22 protein-coding genes and 1 pseudogene are annotated in these 19,612 nt (G+C 48.5%); 11 read left to right on the top strand and 12 right to left on the bottom strand.

Annotation, left to right across the window (positions count from 1 at the left end; genetic code table 11):
• Positions 1–66 precede the first annotated feature (66 nt).
• The 5 genes from JCM10914_RS04025 (at position 67) to JCM10914_RS04010 (ending at position 2,520) form a co-directional block, all read left to right on the top strand.
• Entirely contained in the window at positions 67–396 is a 330-nt protein-coding gene (locus JCM10914_RS04025) for a PadR family transcriptional regulator (RefSeq protein ID WP_023957713.1), read from the top strand.
• On the top strand, positions 389–694 hold the full coding sequence (locus tag JCM10914_RS31240) for a DUF1700 domain-containing protein (RefSeq protein WP_023957711.1): 306 nt from the start codon (positions 389–391) through the stop codon (positions 692–694). Before JCM10914_RS04025 ends, JCM10914_RS31240 begins: the two co-directional genes overlap by 8 nt.
• Complete coding sequence (locus tag JCM10914_RS31235; protein ID WP_023957709.1) at positions 691–960, top strand: HAAS domain-containing protein; 270 nt, start codon at positions 691–693, stop codon at positions 958–960. Before JCM10914_RS31240 ends, JCM10914_RS31235 begins: the two co-directional genes overlap by 4 nt.
• Positions 957–1,814 (top strand): DUF4097 family beta strand repeat-containing protein, encoded by an 858-nt coding sequence (locus JCM10914_RS04015; RefSeq protein ID WP_023957707.1) that lies wholly within the window; start codon positions 957–959, stop codon positions 1,812–1,814. The genes JCM10914_RS31235 and JCM10914_RS04015 overlap by 4 nt, the downstream gene beginning before the upstream one ends.
• Before the next feature lie 79 nt (positions 1,815–1,893).
• Complete coding sequence (locus JCM10914_RS04010; protein ID WP_023957705.1) at positions 1,894–2,520, top strand: FMN-dependent NADH-azoreductase; 627 nt, start codon at positions 1,894–1,896, stop codon at positions 2,518–2,520.
• Positions 2,521–2,609: 89 nt separating this feature from the next.
• Here the strand turns inward: JCM10914_RS04010 and JCM10914_RS04005 are convergent, their stop codons facing one another.
• Positions 2,610–2,915, bottom strand: a complete 306-nt coding sequence (locus JCM10914_RS04005; protein ID WP_023957703.1) for a DUF2087 domain-containing protein — start codon at positions 2,913–2,915, stop codon at positions 2,610–2,612.
• A 183-nt stretch (positions 2,916–3,098) separates the two neighbouring features.
• On the opposite strand from JCM10914_RS04005, the gene JCM10914_RS04000 reads away from it, so the two are divergent.
• Both JCM10914_RS04000 and JCM10914_RS03995 read left to right on the top strand, forming a co-directional pair.
• Complete coding sequence (locus JCM10914_RS04000) at positions 3,099–4,076, top strand: YpdA family putative bacillithiol disulfide reductase (RefSeq protein ID WP_023957701.1); 978 nt, start codon at positions 3,099–3,101, stop codon at positions 4,074–4,076.
• Between the two features lie 20 nt (positions 4,077–4,096).
• The gene (locus JCM10914_RS03995) at positions 4,097–4,540 is read left to right on the top strand and encodes a DUF441 domain-containing protein (RefSeq protein WP_023957699.1); all 444 of its coding nucleotides are present in this window, start codon (positions 4,097–4,099) and stop codon (positions 4,538–4,540) included.
• Between the two features lie 76 nt (positions 4,541–4,616).
• Here JCM10914_RS03995 and JCM10914_RS03990 read toward each other — a convergent pair.
• A pseudogene (locus tag JCM10914_RS03990) lies at positions 4,617–6,359 on the bottom strand (ABC transporter ATP-binding protein).
• A gap of 135 nt (positions 6,360–6,494) precedes the next feature.
• Here JCM10914_RS03990 and JCM10914_RS03985 point away from each other — a divergent pair.
• Positions 6,495–7,007 carry a hypothetical protein gene (locus tag JCM10914_RS03985; protein ID WP_023957691.1) on the top strand — a complete coding sequence of 171 codons (513 nt, stop codon included), beginning with the start codon at positions 6,495–6,497 and terminating at the stop codon, positions 7,005–7,007.
• 100 nt (positions 7,008–7,107) lie between these two features.
• Here JCM10914_RS03985 and JCM10914_RS03980 read toward each other — a convergent pair whose 3' ends face one another.
• Together JCM10914_RS03980 and JCM10914_RS03975 are read right to left on the bottom strand one after the other, a co-directional pair.
• Entirely contained in the window at positions 7,108–7,557 is a 450-nt protein-coding gene (locus JCM10914_RS03980; RefSeq protein ID WP_023957689.1) for an NUDIX domain-containing protein, read from the bottom strand.
• Positions 7,558–7,604: 47 nt separating this feature from the next.
• Positions 7,605–7,910 carry a HesB/YadR/YfhF family protein gene (locus JCM10914_RS03975; protein ID WP_023957687.1) on the bottom strand — a complete coding sequence of 102 codons (306 nt, stop codon included), beginning with the start codon at positions 7,908–7,910 and terminating at the stop codon, positions 7,605–7,607.
• A gap of 560 nt (positions 7,911–8,470) precedes the next feature.
• Between JCM10914_RS03975 and JCM10914_RS03970 the strand changes: the two genes are divergently transcribed.
• Both JCM10914_RS03970 and JCM10914_RS03965 read left to right on the top strand, forming a co-directional pair.
• Complete coding sequence (locus tag JCM10914_RS03970; RefSeq protein ID WP_036717050.1) at positions 8,471–10,228, top strand: ABC transporter ATP-binding protein; 1,758 nt, start codon at positions 8,471–8,473, stop codon at positions 10,226–10,228.
• A 15-nt stretch (positions 10,229–10,243) separates the two neighbouring features.
• A complete protein-coding gene (locus tag JCM10914_RS03965) occupies positions 10,244–12,343 on the top strand; it encodes an ABC transporter ATP-binding protein (RefSeq protein WP_197286829.1) in 2,100 nt (699 codons plus the stop codon).
• Between the two features lie 74 nt (positions 12,344–12,417).
• On the opposite strand, the gene JCM10914_RS03960 is transcribed toward JCM10914_RS03965, so the two are convergent.
• The 6 genes from JCM10914_RS03960 to JCM10914_RS03935 form a co-directional block, all read right to left on the bottom strand.
• A complete protein-coding gene (locus JCM10914_RS03960; RefSeq protein WP_023957683.1) occupies positions 12,418–13,344 on the bottom strand; it encodes an S-layer homology domain-containing protein in 927 nt (308 codons plus the stop codon).
• A gap of 67 nt (positions 13,345–13,411) precedes the next feature.
• Entirely contained in the window at positions 13,412–13,876 is a 465-nt protein-coding gene (locus JCM10914_RS03955) for a hypothetical protein (protein WP_023957682.1), read from the bottom strand.
• A gap of 79 nt (positions 13,877–13,955) precedes the next feature.
• On the bottom strand, positions 13,956–14,750 hold the full coding sequence (locus tag JCM10914_RS03950) for a hypothetical protein (RefSeq protein ID WP_231638479.1): 795 nt from the start codon (positions 14,748–14,750) through the stop codon (positions 13,956–13,958).
• The gene (locus JCM10914_RS03945; RefSeq protein ID WP_023957680.1) at positions 14,684–15,571 is read right to left on the bottom strand and encodes an ATP-binding cassette domain-containing protein; all 888 of its coding nucleotides are present in this window, start codon (positions 15,569–15,571) and stop codon (positions 14,684–14,686) included. Before JCM10914_RS03945 ends, JCM10914_RS03950 begins: the two co-directional genes overlap by 67 nt.
• Before the next feature lie 172 nt (positions 15,572–15,743).
• Entirely contained in the window at positions 15,744–16,082 is a 339-nt protein-coding gene (locus tag JCM10914_RS03940) for a four-helix bundle copper-binding protein (RefSeq protein WP_023957679.1), read from the bottom strand.
• A gap of 106 nt (positions 16,083–16,188) precedes the next feature.
• Positions 16,189–17,163: a GTP-binding protein gene (locus tag JCM10914_RS03935; RefSeq protein ID WP_023957678.1), complete on the bottom strand. Its 975-nt coding sequence runs from the start codon at positions 17,161–17,163 to the stop codon at positions 16,189–16,191.
• A 100-nt stretch (positions 17,164–17,263) separates the two neighbouring features.
• On the opposite strand from JCM10914_RS03935, the gene JCM10914_RS03930 reads away from it, so the two are divergent.
• Positions 17,264–17,791: a molybdenum cofactor biosynthesis protein B gene (locus JCM10914_RS03930; RefSeq protein ID WP_023957677.1), complete on the top strand. Its 528-nt coding sequence runs from the start codon at positions 17,264–17,266 to the stop codon at positions 17,789–17,791.
• Between the two features lie 111 nt (positions 17,792–17,902).
• On the opposite strand, the gene JCM10914_RS03925 is transcribed toward JCM10914_RS03930, so the two are convergent.
• Entirely contained in the window at positions 17,903–18,454 is a 552-nt protein-coding gene (locus tag JCM10914_RS03925) for a hypothetical protein (RefSeq protein WP_023957676.1), read from the bottom strand.
• 80 nt (positions 18,455–18,534) lie between these two features.
• A complete protein-coding gene (locus JCM10914_RS03920) occupies positions 18,535–19,536 on the bottom strand; it encodes an acryloyl-CoA reductase (protein ID WP_023957675.1) in 1,002 nt (333 codons plus the stop codon).
• Between the last annotated feature and the right edge of the window lie 76 nt (positions 19,537–19,612).

Below are 19,612 nucleotides of genomic sequence, written 5' to 3'. Positions count from 1 at the left end.
ACTGATTATTAATTACTACCTCGAAATTTACATCATGAGCAACCGACCAGAAAGGGGAACGACCGGATGGATGTCAGCATTCAATTTAAGAAAGGGGTTCTTGAACTGTGCGTGCTCGTGCTTATTCACCGCAAAGATCAGTATGGCTACGAACTGGCACAAGCCGTATCCAAACATATTGAAGTCGCTGAGGGCGCCTTATATCCCCTGCTTCGCAGACTTGTTAACGAGGGATACTGCACAACCTATCTTCAGGAATCCAGTGAGGGCCCGCCCCGTAAGTATTACAGGCTAACGGACATCGGCGTGATCTATATGCGAGCCATGGTCAAGGAATGGACGACTTTTGTGGGCAACGTGTTCAATTTAATTGAGGAAGGAAATTTATATGACTAAACAACAATTCATTGCAATTCTGGAGTCTCGTCTAGCTCCTCTGCCTCCCCATGAGCGGAAGGAGTTCATACAGGACGTTGAATCCCATTTTATCATCGGTATGCAGAACGGCCGAAATGAACAAGAGATTGCACGTGAGCTTGGTGATCCGTTTGAAATGGCCAAGGAAGCGCTCGGTGACCGATTTATCGAAATGGACCCGCCTCCCCCACCGTTTTTCAAGCTAATCATAGCGCGTCTTTCTCATTACGGAAATACGTCATCGGAGCAGGACTCTTTTTTTGCGCGCTCGTTATGATACCCTTCCTGGCCGCACTGTGGTCTGGCGGAGCCGCGCTTGCCATAGGCGCACTCGTCACTTTGATCAGTCCCTTATTCGTCCTGCTTGATTTTATGATGAACGGGACTTTTTATCCAGCCAAACTATTCTTGACCGTAAGCTTGGTGGGAATCGGTATCCTGCTCTACATCGCCACCCGCTCCGCAGTGACGGGGTTACTAACGTTAACGCGGAGATACTCCCTTTGGAACGTTCAACTATGGAAAGGGCGTGATCAGCAATGAAGATCATGAACAAGAAATGGCTGTTTACCCTGGCATTCGTTCTGATCCTGGTGGGTATCGTCGGCATGGCCATGAACAAATTCAAATTTTACGAAGATCTTGTCTCTTATGAGAAGCGTTGGGACCTGCAAGCGTCTCAAGACATTAAGCTTCTTGAGATCAGAAGTAATCTGAATTTGAATATTACCTTCGAATCAAGTCTTGATGACACAGGTTATATCAACTTGGAAGGTAACATCAAGCCAGAACACGCGGAAATATTAAACGCATTTCAACCGATAGATGCAAATATACGAATGGATTTTAGCGATGCAAATACATTTGAATTCCTGGGCTTCGATTTTCGAATGCCCAAAGCAAACATGACCATCGTGCTGCCACAGCATACGAGTCTTCAAGAACTGGACATGGTTGCACTTACCGGCAATATTCAGTTGAATGATGCAACTGCTGATGACATGAACCTTCTTGTGGCAGCAGGCAATATAGAGCTTAATCGAATCCAGGCAAATCGATTAGTCGTAAAGAATGTGGCCGGCAAGATCACCGGCAATAACATTCAGGCAGAGGCCGAGATGAATACTGTTGCTGGTGATATCGTGTTGAAAGATATGGAAGGTCCTCTTGACATTCAAGTAACGACAGGCTCTGTCCAAGCAGACTTGACGGGCGTACACAAGGTCAACATACTGTGCAGGGCGGGTAACGTTAAGGTTGCGCCAGACGCCTCATTCCGCGGTTATTATAATCTGAAAGCGCTGGCTGGCACGGTCAAAGCTCCCAAGGCAATGGAAGAAACCAACGATATGATTCAAGTGGAAACCTATTCCGGCAATATTACAATCGTTCATTGATAGGATTGACAAACGATATAAATGAAATATACTATACTTTATAAAGTAAACCATACAACTAAGGAGAGTCACAATCATCATGGCAAATATACTATTCATCAAGGCAAATAACCGAGCAATTGAACAGTCCGTAAGCGTTAAGATGTACCACGAGTTTCTGGAATCTTTCAAGTCGAATCATCCGGAAGACCAAATTACGGAACTAGATTTGTTCGCAGAGAATCTTCCGTATTATGACGGCACAGCGATCAACGGCATGTTCAAATCAGGTCGTGGATTGGAAACGACACCGGAAGAGCAGACCGCAGCCGACAATGTCAACAAATATATTGATCAGTTCCTCGCTGCAGACAAGATTGTCATCGCATTCCCGCTCTGGAACATGACGGTTCCAGCCGTACTGCATACGTACATCGATTACTTGAACCAGGCAGGCAAGACGTTTAAATATACGCCACAAGGCGCTGTAGGGCTCGTAACTGGCAAGAAAGTGGTCATTCTGAATGCACGTGGCGGCAACTATTCGGAAGGACCGATGGCTGCTGCGGAGATGGCGGTTAATTTCGTAACAGCGAATCTTCGCCAATGGGGCGTACAGGATATTGAGACCTTGATTATCGAAGGGCATAACCAATTCCCGGACGAGGCTGAGGTTATTGTGCAGAACGGACTTGAGCTTGTAAAGAATGCTGCTGCTGGTTTTTAATTAACTTATAAATAGTGTATAACAATCACCTTCCGGTATCCTTCGGGTTGACGGAAGGTGATTTTTTTTGTTGGTTTACTCTCGGCCATTCAGATCTGCTCCCACTTGGTCCACATGTCACGTGGGTTGCATTCATAAATTTCTGTGTTTCGTCTCATATAGTGATGAATGATGAACTCTCTGCGAATGGTTGCATAATCCGCATGGAATTGCTGGATGAAGTCGTTGATTTCCTTCTCAGGGTACGTTCGCCCCAACTCCAGTTGCTCGGCCATATACTCCAGAATGATGATCTTCTTCTTGTACTTCGCAGGGATCTGGCTTATCCGCCCATCTTCTGTCAGAAAGTTCCGCAACACACTCGCTTTGTAAGCTGCGTTCGCTGTTTGCTCCATTGGATTCCTCACCTCCTCCAGTGGTAATCTAATTTAATATACATCTAATTTATATAACATCTAATTAGATGTTAATCAAATTTGAAGTCGCTGTCAATCACCGATTCTGGATTTATCGTTGTAGATGCTGTAGGATTATAATGCTGATTCATAGCGTAAGGTTATTACATAAGGAGGTTCACCATGCTAGACGTCTTAATTATCGGCGCGGGACCATGCGGTCTGGCCGCTGCGATTGAGTGCGGCCGCCAAGGCCTCAGCAGCGAAATCATTGACAAACACAATGTCGTTCATTCCATTTACCTCTATCCGACACATATGCAGTTCTTCAGTACGGCTGAGATGCTTGAAATCGGGGATGTCCCGTTTGCCATATCAAATGATAAACCCTTTCGGCACGAGGCACTCGCCTATTATAGACGGGTAGCTCGTCATTATAATCTTAAGATATCCCCATATGAAGAAGCTCTGACCATCACTAAACTAAACGACGGTACCTTCGAGGTGCAAACGAGGCTGCGGAGCGGTGATGAAACAACGCGGCAGGCCCGGCATGTCGTAATTGCAACTGGTTATTTTGACCATCCGAATTATATTGGCATTCCCGGTGAAGACTTGGAGAAAGTAACTCATTACTTCCGCGAAGCCCATCCGTATGCCGGGATGCAGACTGCCATCATTGGCGGCAGTAATTCCGCCGTGGATGCGGCCATGGAATTGCTTCGCGTTGGAGCAGACGTTACGATGGTCTACCGCGGTGAGACGATATCGCCGAATATTAAGCCCTGGGTAAGACCTCTGTTCGAAGGCATGGTACAGAAAGGCCGCATCAAGCTGCACCTGAGCTCCTCGGTCGTGAATATTGATGAAACCTCCATTACACTGATAACGCCAGAAGCCGGAGAGCAGCACATCCCTAACGACTTTGTACTCGCCCTGACCGGCTTCCGGCCAGATCGCAAACTCCTGGCTTCTTCCGGTGTCCAAATGGATGATGAGATGGAGAAACCGTTATATAACCCGGATACGATGGAGACAAACGTGGCAGGACTCTTCGTAGCCGGCGTGATCGCATCGGGTCGGAACGCGAACGAAGTGTTTATCGAAACGGGACGTTTCCACGGCAGGTTGATTGCTCAGCACCTGGCTACTAACGCTTAAGTATAAAGGAGTGAATCTCCATGGATGTGACGTCTCTCATTCTGCTTGCGATGGCGGCACTCGGTATTATCAGCAGCAATTCAGCCGTCACGATTGCGATGCTCACGCTGTTGCTGCTCCGGGTAACCGGTTTCCAACAGGCATTCCCCTGGCTGGAGAAGTACGGTCTAACCATCGGCATTATCATACTGACAATTGGTGTCATGTCCCCTCTCGCTAGCGGGAAGATCAGCCTGCAAACCATCGGCGAGTCGTTCTTGAACTGGAAGTCGCTCCTAGCCATTGCCGTAGGCATGCTGGTAGCTTACTTGGGAGGACGCGGAGCCACTCTGATGGGAAGTAATCCAACGGTGGTTGCCGGGCTGCTCGTTGGCACCGTGCTTGGTGTGGCGCTCTTTCGCGGTGTACCGGTGGGGCCGCTTATCGCCGCCGGGCTGTTGTCGCTGCTGATTGGCAAATCCTAATCAAAGATACATGAACAAAGGTCGAAGACAAGACTCATACAGAGCTTGTCTTCGACCTTTGTTAGCTGTTGCTTCTTTATACCTCCAGATGCTGTACATTGTACAACCGGGCATAGCTGCCCTCGAGGTTCATCAATTCCGAATGCGTGCCTTGCTCCGTAATCATGCCATTCTCAAGGACCACAATCTGGTCCGCGTGGGTAATCGTCGAGAGGCGATGAGCCACAATCAGTGTCGTACGATTAGTGGACAGCGATTGCAGCGCCTGCTGAATCAAATGCTCGGACTCGAGATCGAGCGCCGAGGTGGCCTCGTCCAGCACGAGAATGTCTGGGTTCTTCAGGAAAACGCGAGCAATGGCAAGCCGCTGCTTCTGGCCGCCGGACAATTTCACACCTCTCTCACCAACCTCCGTATCATATCCTTGCGGCAACTGGGAGATAAACTCATGTGCGTTGGCCGCTTGCGCAGCGGCGATAATCGCCTCCTCGCTCGCCTCCGGGTTCCCGAACAGAATATTCTCGCGGACCGATCCGCTAAACAAGAAATTATCCTGCAGCACCATTCCGACAGATCCACGCAGACTATCCAGCGTAAGGTCCCTTACATCCTGACCGCTAATCTTAACCGCCCCTTGCTGCACATCGTAGAATCGTGGAATCAATCCGATCAGTGACGATTTCCCCCACCGCTCATACCGACAAACGCTACTGTCTGTCCTTGGCGGATCGTCAGATTGATGTCCTTCAGTACCCACTCCCCATTATCATTGTATTTAAAATACACATGATCAAACTCGATTTGTCCAGCCGATTTGAGTGTTTTGGCATCTGGACGGTCGACAATATCATAAGGCTCGTCCATTAGCTCCTTAACCCGCTCCAGGGACGCTGAAGCCTGCGTTAACACCGTGGACGAATTGATCAAACGGCGGAGGGGCGCATACAATCGGTCCAGATAACCGAAGAACGCTACAAATGTACCGAGCGTCAAGTCTCCTTGAATGACGCGGTATCCTCCGTAGCCGATCACGAGAATCGGCGCGATGTCCGTCAAGGTGTTAATCACCGAGAAGGTCAATGCGTTCCATCGGGTCTGTGCCATCGCTTTATTAAGAAAGTTTCCGTTGATGCCTTCGAACTTCTTCTGATCATAGCGCTCCATCGTGAAACTGCGGATAACCGAGATCCCGGATATCCGTTCATGCAAATAAGCCTGTATGCCGGCCAGTGCTTGGGAGCGATCCTTCGTGAGCTTCTTCAATCGTTTGTATAGCAGGTTAACAGCAAGCCCATACAAGGGAAGTACGGCAATTGAAACCAAGGTAAGCACCGTTCATGAAGAACATGATGACAAGGACGAACAACAGCGTGAACATATCCAACCAGATGTTCATCATGCCGACTTCGACTAAATTCTTCGACTGCTCCACATCGTTAATGAAACGGGAGATGCCCTCCCCAACCTTCGTATTCTGATAATACCGCAGCGACAGACGCTGCAAATGGGCGTACAGCCGGTTCCGCATATCAAATAGGATACGGCTCGTTATAAACTGGGCGAAATATTGTCTTAAATACTCCACGGGACCTCGGACGATGACAAACAACGCGAGGGTTCCGCCAAGTATCCACATCAATTGCTCGATCTTCTGTTCGATGGACAACGTCTGATCGATCAGCAGATCATCCACCACATATTTCATGATCATCGGCAGCAACAGTGGAATACCGAACTTGATCATGCCTATAATGAGCGTGAGGATGATCCATTTCATATAGGGCTTAACGAACGGATAATAGATTCTCCATGATTTCAATGGTGATAACAGCCCCTCTCTTATGTAACATTCACCTGGCTGCAGCAGCAAGAGCAGTTGACAATTATGCGCTTCAGTGCTTTATTAGTTCTAAAACTTATGCATTGTATCTTGTCACGCAGGAGGATTTAATACATGACCAGAACATTCGTGACGGAAGCCGTCATGTTGGCGATATATGGCCAATTGCTTGTACCCCCTAAGCCTGTGGAATACATTATTCCTTACACAACGATCCTGGAATTATACGAACTTCATGCAACCGATGAACACCTCATGAATAATAGTGCTGACGATCAGCATGTTAAAATAAAGATCGGCGAACTGATCTCCTACTTCGAGGAACCGCTGAACAAAAAGAAGATCGAACGCGCATTGCAGGTTCCATGGGCAACGAGCCCGTCCATCCCGGTCGGTGAATCCACGCGGGTATCCATTATGAACGCGATGGATACAGCACCTTACGGCGAATCATTCGATCCGGTGGAAACCGAGCTGCTGTTAACATCCCAGCGGGTCGAGGCCCCGATCCTTACCGATCAATACGAATTGATTCAGCGCATCGTTGAAAGCGCTCTTCCCGTGCAAGTGTATGATATTGATGATTTCGACTTTGCACTCGAGATCCCGATACTCGAACAGCCGTAAAGAACGTCAAGTGTCACTATCTCAATATGTATAGCGGCTTTCAGCAGCAAAGGAGTCCCTCCCCGGTAGTATGGGGTGGGACTCCTCCATGACGGAACGATTAACGTCGATTGCGTATTTTGTCCAATAAATGAATCGTAATGGCATCCATGCTCGGCATTTCGTCCAAGCTATAAAACTTCAGCGACACCTCCGCACTCGGTGACAAATGGATGGCGCTATGCAGACCGGTCGCCTCATAGACGCCGATCACATAATACTCCTCGTCCCCGCCAGGATGCTTCTTCATATACTCCGGACCCGATACCAGATCCAAGAGCCGCATATCATCCGCAGTCAGCCCGCTCTCTTCCCACAGCTCACGCGAAGCTGTGTCCTCAAGAGCCTCACCCGGCTTCAAATTTCCCATGGGGAGCCCCCACACGTCCTTATTCTGCCGTTTCAACAGCAGGATCTGCCCATTCTCGTTCGGCACCAGTACCGCCGCTTTCACGCGGACCACCGAACGTTTGCCGAAATACTGGCGAATATCGCGGTGATATACGCTCATCTTGGGGAACCTCCTCTCCCTAGATGGCGCTGCAGTTATCTACTAGGTTAATTTACTGCGCCCTCTTCTTCATAAATATAGGAAATGTCATCCATGGATTCCTCATATTTCACACGAAGTGTGTAACCCTTCAAGTACCACAAATCCTGTTCTTCCATAAAAAACGTAACTTCCTCCGAGCGCTCGGTCAAACCAGCATCTCTCGGCTCCTCTACAGATATACCGAGCGAAAAACCAGGGTGAAGCCCGCCACCAGAACTATATCGCGGAAAGAAACGCACAAATGTGCCCTCTTGTAGCTCGAGCTCTTTTTTATACCAACGTGCTGCCTGATCACTGACTTGTATTTGCATGGTGCATACACCTTCCTTAACATCATATTCTGATGATCCGCATGACTCAAAATTGAAGGGGCAAGGAATCGTATGTTTCAGGTTGTATAAGTATCATAACGCAAAGGGACACCTCGTTACAAATCATTTTGATAACAAAATAGTGACATAAGAACGAAGCGCAATCTATCCTTTGGAAAAAATGCTTTGACACATTCTAGTTCGTGGTGATAAAATTCAGTCCATACCAGATCATTTGAATTATATGTAAAATTACGAAGAAAGGGTGAGTGTCATGTTTAATCTCGTCGGTATGGATAAAGATCATCTGGATGACAACCGACAACTGAATATGGATCGACTCCCCGATGGTGCTGTCTCATAAACACCCAGCCTTATATGACTGTAAGCAATCCCGTTCATATAGACTGGTAACCGCTGCACGGAAGTCACGATCGCCGTGCGAATGATAAGTGAATAATGACCCTAAAGCATATCGTCCGTTATCGGAGGATGTGCTTTTTTTATGGCTGCGGACGGATATGATCCATAGCGCTATATTTGGAAAGGAAGGGATATTTGTGTTTGCCGTACTAAAAAATTTAAGCTGGTTTTTCAAGCGTGAGAAGAAACGCTATCTGATCGGGCTTGCTCTCCTGATCTTCTGCGGACTCGTTGAATTACTGCCGCCGTTGCTGCTTGGAAACGCCATTGACGATATCGTCAGCAGCTCGATTACCTGGGCTTCTCTCACCAAATATTTACTTATGATTGTCGGGATCGTAGCCGTTGTGTACTGCGCCACGTACATATGGATGCACCGTTTGTTCGGAGGAGCGAACCTCGTTGAACGACTGCTTCGCACGCGATACATGAACCACTTGCTCGGAATGCTCCCCCCGTTTTTTGAGCGTAACCGGACCGGGGATCTCATGGCCAAAGCAACCAATGACCTGCGTTCCGTTGCCGCTACCGCCGGATTCGGGATGCTGGTGATGACCGACTCGACCATTTATTTGATTGTTGTTCTGTTTGCCATGGGCTTCATCGTAAGCTGGAAGTTAACGCTGGCGGCTATTCTGCCGATGCCGATCATCGCCATTGGTATGGTAATCTATGGCAAGGCCATCCATAAACGTTATACCTTGGCCCAGAACGCCTTTGGCGACATGAACGATCAAGTACTGGAGTCGGTAGCCGGCATTCGCGTCGTCCGTGCCTATGTGCAAGAACGTGCGGACCAGAAGCGATTCCAAGACATCACCGATGATGTATACCGTAAGAATCTGGCTGTTGCCAAAGTCGATGCACTCTTCGAGCCAACCATTAATTTCTCGATTGGACTCAGCTATGTCATTGGATTAACCTACGGGGTCTACCTCGTATTCCAGAATCAGATTACCCTTGGCGATCTCGTCGCCTTCAATATGTATCTCGGGATGATGATCTGGCCGATGTTCGCCATCGGAGAACTGATCAACATTATGCAACGAGGAAATGCATCACTGGATCGCGTGAACCAAACGCTGCATACCCCTGCGGATGTGAAGGATCCCGAGAATCCTGTCAGCCTGGACAATCCGGAACAAATTCAGTTCCAGGATGTGACCTTCAAGTATCCGACTTCAACGATCAACAATCTGCAGCACATTAATTTTACATTGGAGAAAGGTCAAACACTTGGCGTGGTTGGACGTACCGGCAGTGGCAAATCAACATTGCTGAAGCAGCTTCTCCATGAGTATCCGACTGGTAGCGGCGACATTCTCATATCGGGCGTGCGCATCACGGATCTCGCAGCTAACCAACTGCACAGCTGGATCGGCTATGTGCCGCAAGAACAGATCCTGTTCTCCAAGACCGTACGCGCAAATATTCAATTCGGTAAAAAGGACGCCAGTGATGAACTGATTATGGAAGCGATCACGACGGCCGCCTTTGATCGGGATTTGATTACGTTGTCCGACGGATTAGATACGCTTGTAGGGGAAAAGGGCGTCGCGCTTTCAGGCGGACAAAAACAACGTGTCTCACTCGCACGCGCTTTTATCAGCGATCCCGAGATTCTCATTCTTGACGACTCTCTCTCTGCCGTCGATGCAAGAACAGAAGCGAGAATCATCGACAATATACGGAACAAGCGTGCCGGTAAAACCACACTCATCTCGACCCACCGTCTGTCCGCCGTGCAGCATGCCGATCTGATTGTCGTGCTGGAGAACGGGCAGATTGTAGAGCAGGGCACTCATGAAGAGCTCTTGCAACTAGACGGCTGGTACCGTGAGCAGTATGAGCGCCAGCAGGTCGAACACAACTTAACCTCTGAGGAGGTGTCTTAATTGACTCCGACTGAAATGACAGATCACACGATCTCTAAAGAATCCGGAATTGCCAAACGGCTGTTCCGATATGCACTTACAGCAAAAGGTACTTTCATCACCGCATTAATTCTGCTTGCGATCGGGGTTGCCGCTGAGCTTGCGGGTCCGTTCATCGCCAAGGCGATGATCGATGACCATATTCTCGGCATAGAGCGCCCCTATTATGAAGCAACGCAAGCTGACAACGCTGCAGAATACAATGGCAGCTACTATAAGCGCGAGGACCGCTTTCAAGAAGGCGAATCTCGTGGACAGGAAGTAAGAATCGTGCAGGCAGGGAGCAGCTTTTATTTTATTGATGAGCCTGTCGAGCGGGTGGAAGGCAAACGTGACTTCCAAAATGGCATCATGACGATCGCTTACGCTTCAGAGCAGCGCCAGTATCCTGCCGTCAAACTGTCGACCGATCAGTTATTTGAATTTTACAAGCCGGAGCTTCCCAGCATCTTCAAGCTCGTCGGATTGTTCATGATCTGTCTGTTGATCTCGATGATTACCGTCTTCGGCCGTACGTACTGGCTGCAATCTGCCGCGAACCGAGTGATTCAGAAGCTTCGAACCGATGTTTACGCGCATATTCAACGACTGCCGGTCAATTTCTTTGACAATCTGCCGGCCGGTAAAGTCGTCTCCAGGGTCACGAACGATACGGAAGCGGTCAAGGATTTGTTCGTTGCGGTTCTGTCCAACTTCAGTTCCGGAGCCGTATACATCACCGGAGTATATATAGCCCTGTTCCTGTTAGACGTTAAGCTGGGCCTCATTAGCCTCTTTGTGATTCCGATGCTGATTGTCTGGACGATACTCTATCGTAAATTCGCCACTCGCTATAACACGGTCATCCGGTCCCGATTGAGTGAGATTAATGCGATTATTAATGAATCCATTCAAGGCATGGCCATTATCCGTGTATTCCGCCGTCAAAAAGCGACGCAAGAAGAGTTTGAAGCCTTGAATGCGGACTATATGGCTCATCAGAACAAGATGCTGAACCTAAACTCGTTCACGACTCATAACCTTGTCAACGTGCTTCGAAACATCTCGTTTGTCGTGGTACTCTGGTATTTCGGCTCATCGTCACTCAATGGTGCCGGCATCGTATCCATCGGTGTCCTGTACGCCTTTGTCGACTTGCTCGGCCGCATGTTTCAACCGATTACCGGCATGGTCAATCAGTTGGCCGCGCTCGATACCTCCATCGTCTCCGCGAAACGCGTATTCGAATTGATGGATGAAACCGGGGAGAACGTAACGGACGGTACAATGCCACGTTATCTTGGCAATGTGGAATTCAAGGATGTTTCATTTGCTTACAATAAGGATTACGTACTAAAGAATATCTCCTTCGAGGCGAAACAAGGACAGACGGTCGCTTTGGTAGGACACACAGGGTCAGGAAAGAGTTCCATCATCAATCTGTTATTCCGTTTCTATGATCCGCAGAAAGGGACGATTACGATTGACGGCAAACCCGTTACGGAGATGCCGAAACAGTGGCTGCGCAAGCATATGGGCATTGTGCTGCAGGATCCGTATCTCTTCACAGGCACCATCGCCTCCAATGTGAGCCTGGGCGATCCAGAAATCACACGTGAACAAGTGGAGAAGGCTCTGCGTGACGTCGGAGCGGAGCAGTTGCTGTCTCATTTGCCTCAAGGCTTTGACGAGCCCGTGTTAGAGAAAGGGAGCACATTGTCTGCCGGACAACGACAATTGATCTCCTTCGCGCGTGCACTTTCTTTCAACCCAGCCATTCTCATACTGGATGAGGCCACGGCCAATATTGACACTGAAACAGAAGCCTTGATCCAGGAAGCGCTGGAGGTGCTGAAGCGAGGACGTACTACGTTTATCATCGCCCACCGCCTGTCTACCATACGCAGTGCGGACCAGATTCTCGTCCTGCATCGCGGTGAGATCGTAGAACAGGGATCGCATGATGAGCTAATGTCCTTGAATGGGCGTTATTATAAAATGTATCAGCTCCAGCAAGGAAGTGTGACCTCAGCCCCCGATCAGAAGGAATCCAGCAACGCGCTGCCAGCTGGTGAGCTGGCTAGCGGTCATGTGTAATCGCATAGCCAGCTAAACAAGAAGGTTGTCTTGCATGAGAATTCGGATTCTCACAAGACAACCTTCTTTGCGCATTATTTCTTAAATTCAAGCGTACCCGCTGATTTGACGGTAATCTTCGTATACTTGGCAGGTACCAACACATCGTCCGATGAACTGGAAATCACTTGCGGATACATTTTGTCCGGGTCCGGCTGTACGATCTTGTAATAAATAACGGCTTCTGTATCACTCACATAGTCTACGGAAGTAATGTCGATACCATAACCAGGATGCGGCAGATCTTCCTTGGTTACCGTAACTTTATTCTGCTCGTCATCCACTTTCACTACGCTAGTGGTTACACCAGGTTCAGACTGCTCCGGCTCTGCAGGTACCGTATTCTTCTGATGTTCTTCGATGAATTCGATCGAGTTATACACGAGTTCAGCCGCCTCCAGGCGAGTCAAGGATCGAAGCGGATCGAATTCGTTGCTGGCGTTCAAGCTTGCGATCTTGGTCAACAACAGGAACTGTACTGCTCCCCGGCTTTCTTCCTTCATATCTTCTTCATCGGCCACATGGATATACATCATCACCACCGGATAGTTCCCGGTTTGTTGAATGGCCTCGGACAGTAAAGTTGCAAAATCCTCACGCGTAATCGGATCATTCCACTTCATATCGCTCGTCACCGATAACTCGTTCTGGACGGCAATATTGACCGCTTTAGCGTACCAAGCACCCTGCGGTACACTATCGAATGAGCGTCCGCTGAAGTTCGGCTGCTCTTCTAAGCCCGTCGCCTGTACAATCATCTTGATTGCTTGGGCGGTCGTAATCGCTTGATTAGGCGCGAATCGGTCTACGCTGATTCCATTAACAATCCCTTTGGACTGCAGCTCCTTCACCATCCGTAACGGCTGCTCCTCTTTCACATCTGTAAAAGCAGAGGCGGCGCCAGCACCTAGAAGCGATGAAGTGACAAGCAGTGCCGTTAACATTTTAGTTGTTTTTTTCATAATTACACCTCCTATCCTCTCAGACGCAGATAAACTGGAATATGTTTCATACTGGCCTTAGTTTCTACTAAACACTTTTCTCTCCATCCAAACCTAATTTCACGTACATTTCACGGGAATATCCCTGCAGCTTCTGCTCGAGCGCTTGGGCCTGGTCTTTAAAAGCACTCAGTTCCCGGATCATTCTGGTCCGTCCCGCAGGGCTGAAAGTCTCGTGAATACGTTCCTTAAAATAATCATGAACAATATGATTCCGCTGCTTCCATACTTCTTTTAATTGCTGTGTCTCTTCCTCCGAAAAAGGGAAGTAGTGCTGAATTTCATGTACCAACTGACCGAGGGAACTGCTTAATTTGCGTTGATATAGTTGGGTGAAATCTTCCTCGGAAGGTACGTTGCCTTGAGAGAGCTTGATGAGCATCAACAGATTGGCGAGCTGCTGTTCAAGGGCTTGAGAGTAATATACCGCTAATCCGAAATAGGCAAACAGCTCTTTGGAGTGGTCACTGTCCAGCAGTCGAGATTGTTTCATTGTATCCTCCTCTATATTGGGCTGTTCTTTACCGATTCTATTCAAGTTATCCCTATCGTAATGGAAGTCCCATGCTACATCAACCTACTTTTCGGATTAATGCAGCCGCATCCTTACGGATCGATAATGTCATATAAATCACAAGTAAAGCTACGCTGTACAGTAAACAATAAACACATGTTAATATAACGGTCAACGTTAAGCTTCCTTCGTTATGGATCATCATATTTATCATGACGGATACCGGTGGAAGCAGATAAGGAACAAATTCCAGCGCAACAGGCAGCTTGTTCACCACGGATTGCCCCGCCAATGAACAGATCATCACAATCAGCAGCATACCTGCTGCTCTCCCCTGATTCTCAATCCACCCGAACTGAAAAAACAAGGACAAGGTAACACCCAGCAAGGCTAGCAGTGCATGTCCGAGAAACCCCAGGAGAAGATCGTTTCCTGTGACGGGCCGATCGAACATCCCAGTCAGAATCGGATAAACCAAAGCAAAGAAATACAGTGCCACGGTTATCAAGTTGATGGTAAGGTACTGGGCACAATAATAACGCTTCGCACTGCCGGCATGAATGATAAGCAGCATTGCTTGGCGACCTTGATCATGGTTCAAAAAATTTAGCCCTAGCCAGGCAGATCCTATAAATAATATGGCTGACGTCACAGCATAACTGTCCATGACCGGGTTAGGACGATAAGAGTATATAAACAACGTGGATATGAGGATAAAAGCGATCGGCGCAAAATATCGATACGACCTGGTGTAGCTGGCTAACATGTATTTGATGAGTGGGTACATCATTGTTGCATCACGCCGCTTTCCGAAGAAGGTAACGAACGGGCCAAGCCTTCCTCTCCATTCCATGGCTCCACCCTGACAATGGAACCTCCCATTCGCAAGATCAGCAGAAGCAGTTCATCGGCACGACGCTCGTGAACAATCAGGGCAGTCGGAGTTCCCGTGGATCTCCAGTATAAGAAACCAGCGTGCTGTTCCAGTTCCATCTTATCGGCTTCATTTAAACCGGAACACTCAAGTTTCATTCTAGGGAGGGGGCGCTTGCGCTCAAGCATGCCATCACGTTCAATCCGGCCTTGATCGATCTGGGTCACGCGATCGGCTACCGAGGAGATGAGCAGCGGTTCATGAACGGACATCGCAATCGCGGTTCCCTGTCGCTTAATCTCGGTTAGAACTCGGATCATTTCCATCTGTGACGACTCATCCAGACCTGACAACGGCTCGTCCAATACAAGAAGATCCGGCTCCATCAGCAGAGCCTGCATGACATTTACTTTCTGCAGCATGCCCTTCGAACTGAGCGTCATTCTCGTATCTTGCAGCCGGAACACACTCATGATCGCATCAATGCGCTTGGCAGCCGCTTTCTGGCTCATGCCCCGTATAGCAGCCATATGACTCAAATACTCCGAAGGCTTGAATCGCAAGGCGGGAAATCGTTCGGGAACAAACCCGATCATGATCGGTTCCATATGTTCGATCCTCGAACCGGTTGTCGGATGAGCAAGCTTGGCGATCAACTGAAGCAGGGTGCTCTTGCCCGCTCCGTTGCCTCCAGTCAAAGCGACGCATTCCCCCTTGGATATCGTCCAATTCACCTGCTGCAGGACCGTTAATGTACCGTAACGCTTATGTACGTCGCTTAATGTAAGCAGTTGCTGCAAAGTGCTCTCAACCCCGTTTCAGAATCTCCAAAATAACGATCATCCGTACCGCCATATTATACCACAATCCTGGGCTGGAACGGCTGCTTGAACACCATGTGATCATGTAAATTCCATCAAAATAACCTGACCTCCAGAGAGGAGATCAGGTTCGAATCGTTATCCTTATGGATTAGGCAATTTCCAGCAGTTCACGGCATGCTTCCGCACATTTGCGGCATGCTTCCGCGCATTGTTTGCAATGGTCATGCTCATGCTTTCCACATTCTTCTGCACAGTCAAGGCAGACCTTAATGCACAGTTCTACAATTTCTTTCGTATAGGGACTCTTCCGTGACATCGCTTGTGCGGCTAAAGAACAGATGTCTGCACATTCACGGTCCAGCGTAATACAATCGCGCAGCATCGCCAGTTCGTACTCTTTAAGGCAGGATACATAACATACATTACAAGCGTTCATACATTCAAGAGCAGCTTCGATCGTTTGTTTATATTTGAGTTCATTCAACATATGGTTATCCTCCTTGCAGTGATTATGCTATGCCTAGATATTAAACCCTCATGTGCTGATTGAATCACTTTCTTGCTGCCCACCGGAACGCTATGTAGTCAATTGGTCATGCTTCTTCAGCATTGCATCCGTTTCGTTCAAGCGACTGAAGCTGCTGTTTTAGCTCGGATTTGTGAAAATGCTCCCCGATAAATACCGCCACATCCGGGACGCTCTCCGGCGGCGTAATTTTCATATAATCCGACTCTCGAAAGGCATACTGAAACAGAAAGCGACTGTTCGTATCGCTGAAACTAAGAATCCCTTTGGCCCGGTACACATCACGCGGGAGATTGGCTACAAAACGCTCAAACGCCACACTATTTACGGGATGGCTAAAATAGTAGGTATACGACATTACATGTTCATGAGAATCATGATCATGAGCCGGGTGGCTTCTCTCGATGGACGATAAACGAATGTCGCCGAAATCGCCATCTGTCGCTAGAGCAGCCTGAATGTCAAGCTCACACTTCACAGTGGACAGGATCGGCGCGTGGGGATTCCAGCGCTGCACCACGCTTTTCACGACACCCTGCTCCTGCTCGTTGATCCGGTCCGTTTTATTTAATACCAGTAAGGTTGCAGCTCGGATCTGTTCCTGCATCAGTCGGTAGGTCTTGCCCTTCTGCTCAGCGTGCAGTGTGAGCAAATGGGCTGAATCGATCACTGTTATCATTTGTCTGACATCGATTCTCATATAAAGCGAAGCTTCCGCCGTAGCATCCAGAATCTCCATCGGGTTAGCAATGCCTGTCGCCTCGATTACGATTACATCCGGCTGTTCCCGCTTAATGAGCATGGCCAATTCGGAGGGCAGATTAGAGCGAATCGTACAGCAGATACATCCGCTTAGCATCTCTGACGTTGGCACGTCACTGTCTGCTGCGAGACCATCGATATTCACTTCCCCGATCTCATTCATAATAACCGCAGGCTTGAGGCCGCGTTCCTTCCAATGGGCAATGAGGCGCGTGAGCAAAGTTGTTTTTCCACTGCCAAGAAAACCTGATAGAATATAGATTGGAGTTATAGGTTCCACGATTAACAAGCTCCTTTGTTGGCTTCAAATGACTATGCTAGCGAGTGTACTACATTTAAGAAGTCAACGGCAAGTCTTATCCCAATCCGAGGAGTTGCTTATGCACAATCCAAATTCAGTCGAAGAACATAAACAGCAAGCCGGCGCTTCCGTCCAATGCATGGTCATCACCGTCTCCGATACACGTACGGTCCATACGGATAAGAGCGGTCCATTAATGATAAGCTTGCTCGAAGAAGCAGGTCATCACATAACAGGTTACACGATTGTACGGGACGATGATCAACTCATCCGTGATTTGATTACAGAGTCGGCCAAAAAAGACAATATCGATGTAGTCTTGCTCACCGGCGGCACGGGAATTTCCAGCCGAGATACGACGTACGAAGCCGTATCCTCCTTGCTCGATAAAGAGCTGCCTGGATTCGGAGAGATATTCCGATACCTTAGCTTCGCCGAGGATATCGGCACTGCCGCGATTCTCAGCCGCGCCATCGGCGGTACACTGAAGAATACCGCCATCTTCTCCATGCCCGGATCAACTGGAGCGGTTCGTCTGGCTATGAGCCGGATTTTACTGCCAGAGCTAAGCCATATCAAACATGAGCTATATAAACATCAGGAATAGCTGATAGGCATGAAACTTGGAGATGCCAGCATATAAAAAAAAATCGCTCCTACAGGAATTATGGAAGCATTAAGCTGCCATCCTGGGGAGCGATTTTTGTGCGAGATGATGTTAACTGCTTGTTCTTCGCGGATATTTCGCTAATAACTCGGGAACAATCTTCTTCACTTGATCATAATAATTATCGGTCTTGTCGCCTGTCGAACTATATACGATCGCTGTTTCTCCATGACTGATAATCAGATTATGACCACCTGCGGAATTGGCATCCCCTTCGGTAACGCCGTAGATTTCTTTCATCCCTTGTTCCCGGTAGCCTTGATCTTGATAGACGAAAACCGTGATAAACTGGCTGGCATCGTAATTAATCCGATATTGGTACGTAATATTACCAATGTTGTCTTCCGTGTAACTCTCATTGGTCAATCGAATGTCCGCATCACGGAATGATTGCTGCAAATTCTCGAGAAACTTGCCGTTCAATCCTCGCCCGGAATTCCTGGCTTCCCGCGCGCCTTCTTCGTAAGCCTTCATGTTATATAAGCGCATTTCATCCTTGGCTACTTGCTTGGAGCAGCCTGTTGATGCAACGAGAATCGCACTAATCATCATGATCGATACAGCCCATCGATAGAACATATTGCACTCACCCTTCCTCAGCATCTCATCATTACTCCTGTTCCTTAGGATGCCTGTGGGTGAGCTACATTATGCGAACATGCCAAACAATCGATAAGGCAAGTTTACAGTCGAATCACTGATCGACCCACCGCTTCACCTTGCAAGATGCCTTGAAGCAGCACTGGCAAATCAGTCAACTCATATTCCACGGTCCCTTCAACCAATACGCTCTCTGGCTTCCACTCTCCAGCCAATCGGGACCATATCGCTTCCCGCTTCTTCATCGGACAATATACGGAATCAATGCCGAGCAGATTCACGCCACGCAGGATGAAGGGAAATACCGAAGATTCGAACCTTCCACCGCCTGTCATCCCTGATACCGCAACACTGCCGCCATACTGCACTTGCTTGAGGATCGTGCTGAGTGCCGGACCTCCAACCGGGTCGATGACACCAGCCCATGTCTCGGCAGCGATGGCTCCCTTCGTTGCGACAGACGCTTCAATTCGTGGGATGACTTCTTGAGCTCCCAGCTTATGAAGCCAACCCGATTGATCTGTTTTACCTGTGGAGGCGACTACCTCGTATCCAAGACGACTCAGCATGGAGATCGCAAAGCTTCCCACTCCGCCAGTCGCCCCAGTTACAAGCACCGGGCCTTGGGAGGGGTGTAGACCGTTGTGAATTAACCGTTCGATCGATAAAGCTGCCGTAAACCCCGCGGTTCCGATGGCCATGGCATCCCGAAGGGACAGCGACTGGGGCAGCGGTAGGAGCCATTCCCCTTTCAACCGGACGTATTGACTGTACCCGCCCTCATGAGATACGCCTAGTTCGTATCCGGTGCATATAACCTCATCACCTTCGCGATATTCAGGGTGATCAGACGCTACGACGGTCCCGGCCATATCAATGCCAGGAATAAACGGATAACGGCGGACAATTTGTCCGTTCGATGTACTTGCAAGGCCATCCTTATAATTAACGCCGCTGTAAGCAACTTTAACCACAACATTCCCTTCCGGCAAATGGTTTAGCGATAACTGCTCAACAGAGCCTGTAACCTCTCCGTGTTCGTCTTGGCGGATGACAAAGGCGCGAAACTCGGTTTCGTTGTTCAACTGGATCACTCCTTCTTATATAAGACAAAGACATCCTGAAAGCACGAATACATCGTCTGCCAGGATGTCTCTAAAC

Origin of the sequence: Paenibacillus sp. JCM 10914, from assembly GCF_001315105.1 — a bacterium.
Lineage (GTDB): Bacteria > Bacillota > Bacilli > Paenibacillales > Paenibacillaceae > Paenibacillus_AQ.
Note: the sequence above shows the minus strand (reverse complement) of the source record. Positions and strands in the feature narration are given on the sequence as shown.

Bases quoted from the DNA above. Each gene is read 5' to 3' on its own strand.
- JCM10914_RS04025 (WP_023957713.1), top strand. From the start codon at position 67: ATGGATGTCAGCATTCAATTTAAGAAAGGGGTTCTTGAACTGTGCGTG.
- JCM10914_RS31240 (WP_023957711.1), top strand. From the start codon at position 389: ATGACTAAACAACAATTCATTGCAATTCTGGAGTCTCGTCTAGCTCCT.
- JCM10914_RS31235 (WP_023957709.1), top strand. From the start codon at position 691: ATGATACCCTTCCTGGCCGCACTGTGGTCTGGCGGAGCCGCGCTTGCC.
- JCM10914_RS04015 (WP_023957707.1), top strand. From the start codon at position 957: ATGAAGATCATGAACAAGAAATGGCTGTTTACCCTGGCATTCGTTCTG.
- JCM10914_RS04010 (WP_023957705.1), top strand. From the start codon at position 1,894: ATGGCAAATATACTATTCATCAAGGCAAATAACCGAGCAATTGAACAG.
- JCM10914_RS04005 (WP_023957703.1), bottom strand. From the start codon at position 2,915: ATGGAGCAAACAGCGAACGCAGCTTACAAAGCGAGTGTGTTGCGGAAC.
- JCM10914_RS04000 (WP_023957701.1), top strand. From the start codon at position 3,099: ATGCTAGACGTCTTAATTATCGGCGCGGGACCATGCGGTCTGGCCGCT.
- JCM10914_RS03995 (WP_023957699.1), top strand. From the start codon at position 4,097: ATGGATGTGACGTCTCTCATTCTGCTTGCGATGGCGGCACTCGGTATT.
- JCM10914_RS03985 (WP_023957691.1), top strand. From the start codon at position 6,495: ATGACCAGAACATTCGTGACGGAAGCCGTCATGTTGGCGATATATGGC.
- JCM10914_RS03980 (WP_023957689.1), bottom strand. From the start codon at position 7,557: ATGAGCGTATATCACCGCGATATTCGCCAGTATTTCGGCAAACGTTCG.
- JCM10914_RS03975 (WP_023957687.1), bottom strand. From the start codon at position 7,910: ATGCAAATACAAGTCAGTGATCAGGCAGCACGTTGGTATAAAAAAGAG.
- JCM10914_RS03965 (WP_197286829.1), top strand. From the start codon at position 10,244: ATGACAGATCACACGATCTCTAAAGAATCCGGAATTGCCAAACGGCTG.
- JCM10914_RS03960 (WP_023957683.1), bottom strand. From the start codon at position 13,344: ATGAAAAAAACAACTAAAATGTTAACGGCACTGCTTGTCACTTCATCG.
- JCM10914_RS03955 (WP_023957682.1), bottom strand. From the start codon at position 13,876: ATGAAACAATCTCGACTGCTGGACAGTGACCACTCCAAAGAGCTGTTT.
- JCM10914_RS03950 (WP_231638479.1), bottom strand. From the start codon at position 14,750: ATGGAATGGAGAGGAAGGCTTGGCCCGTTCGTTACCTTCTTCGGAAAG.
- JCM10914_RS03940 (WP_023957679.1), bottom strand. From the start codon at position 16,082: ATGTTGAATGAACTCAAATATAAACAAACGATCGAAGCTGCTCTTGAA.
- JCM10914_RS03930 (WP_023957677.1), top strand. From the start codon at position 17,264: ATGCACAATCCAAATTCAGTCGAAGAACATAAACAGCAAGCCGGCGCT.
- JCM10914_RS03925 (WP_023957676.1), bottom strand. From the start codon at position 18,454: ATGCTGAGGAAGGGTGAGTGCAATATGTTCTATCGATGGGCTGTATCG.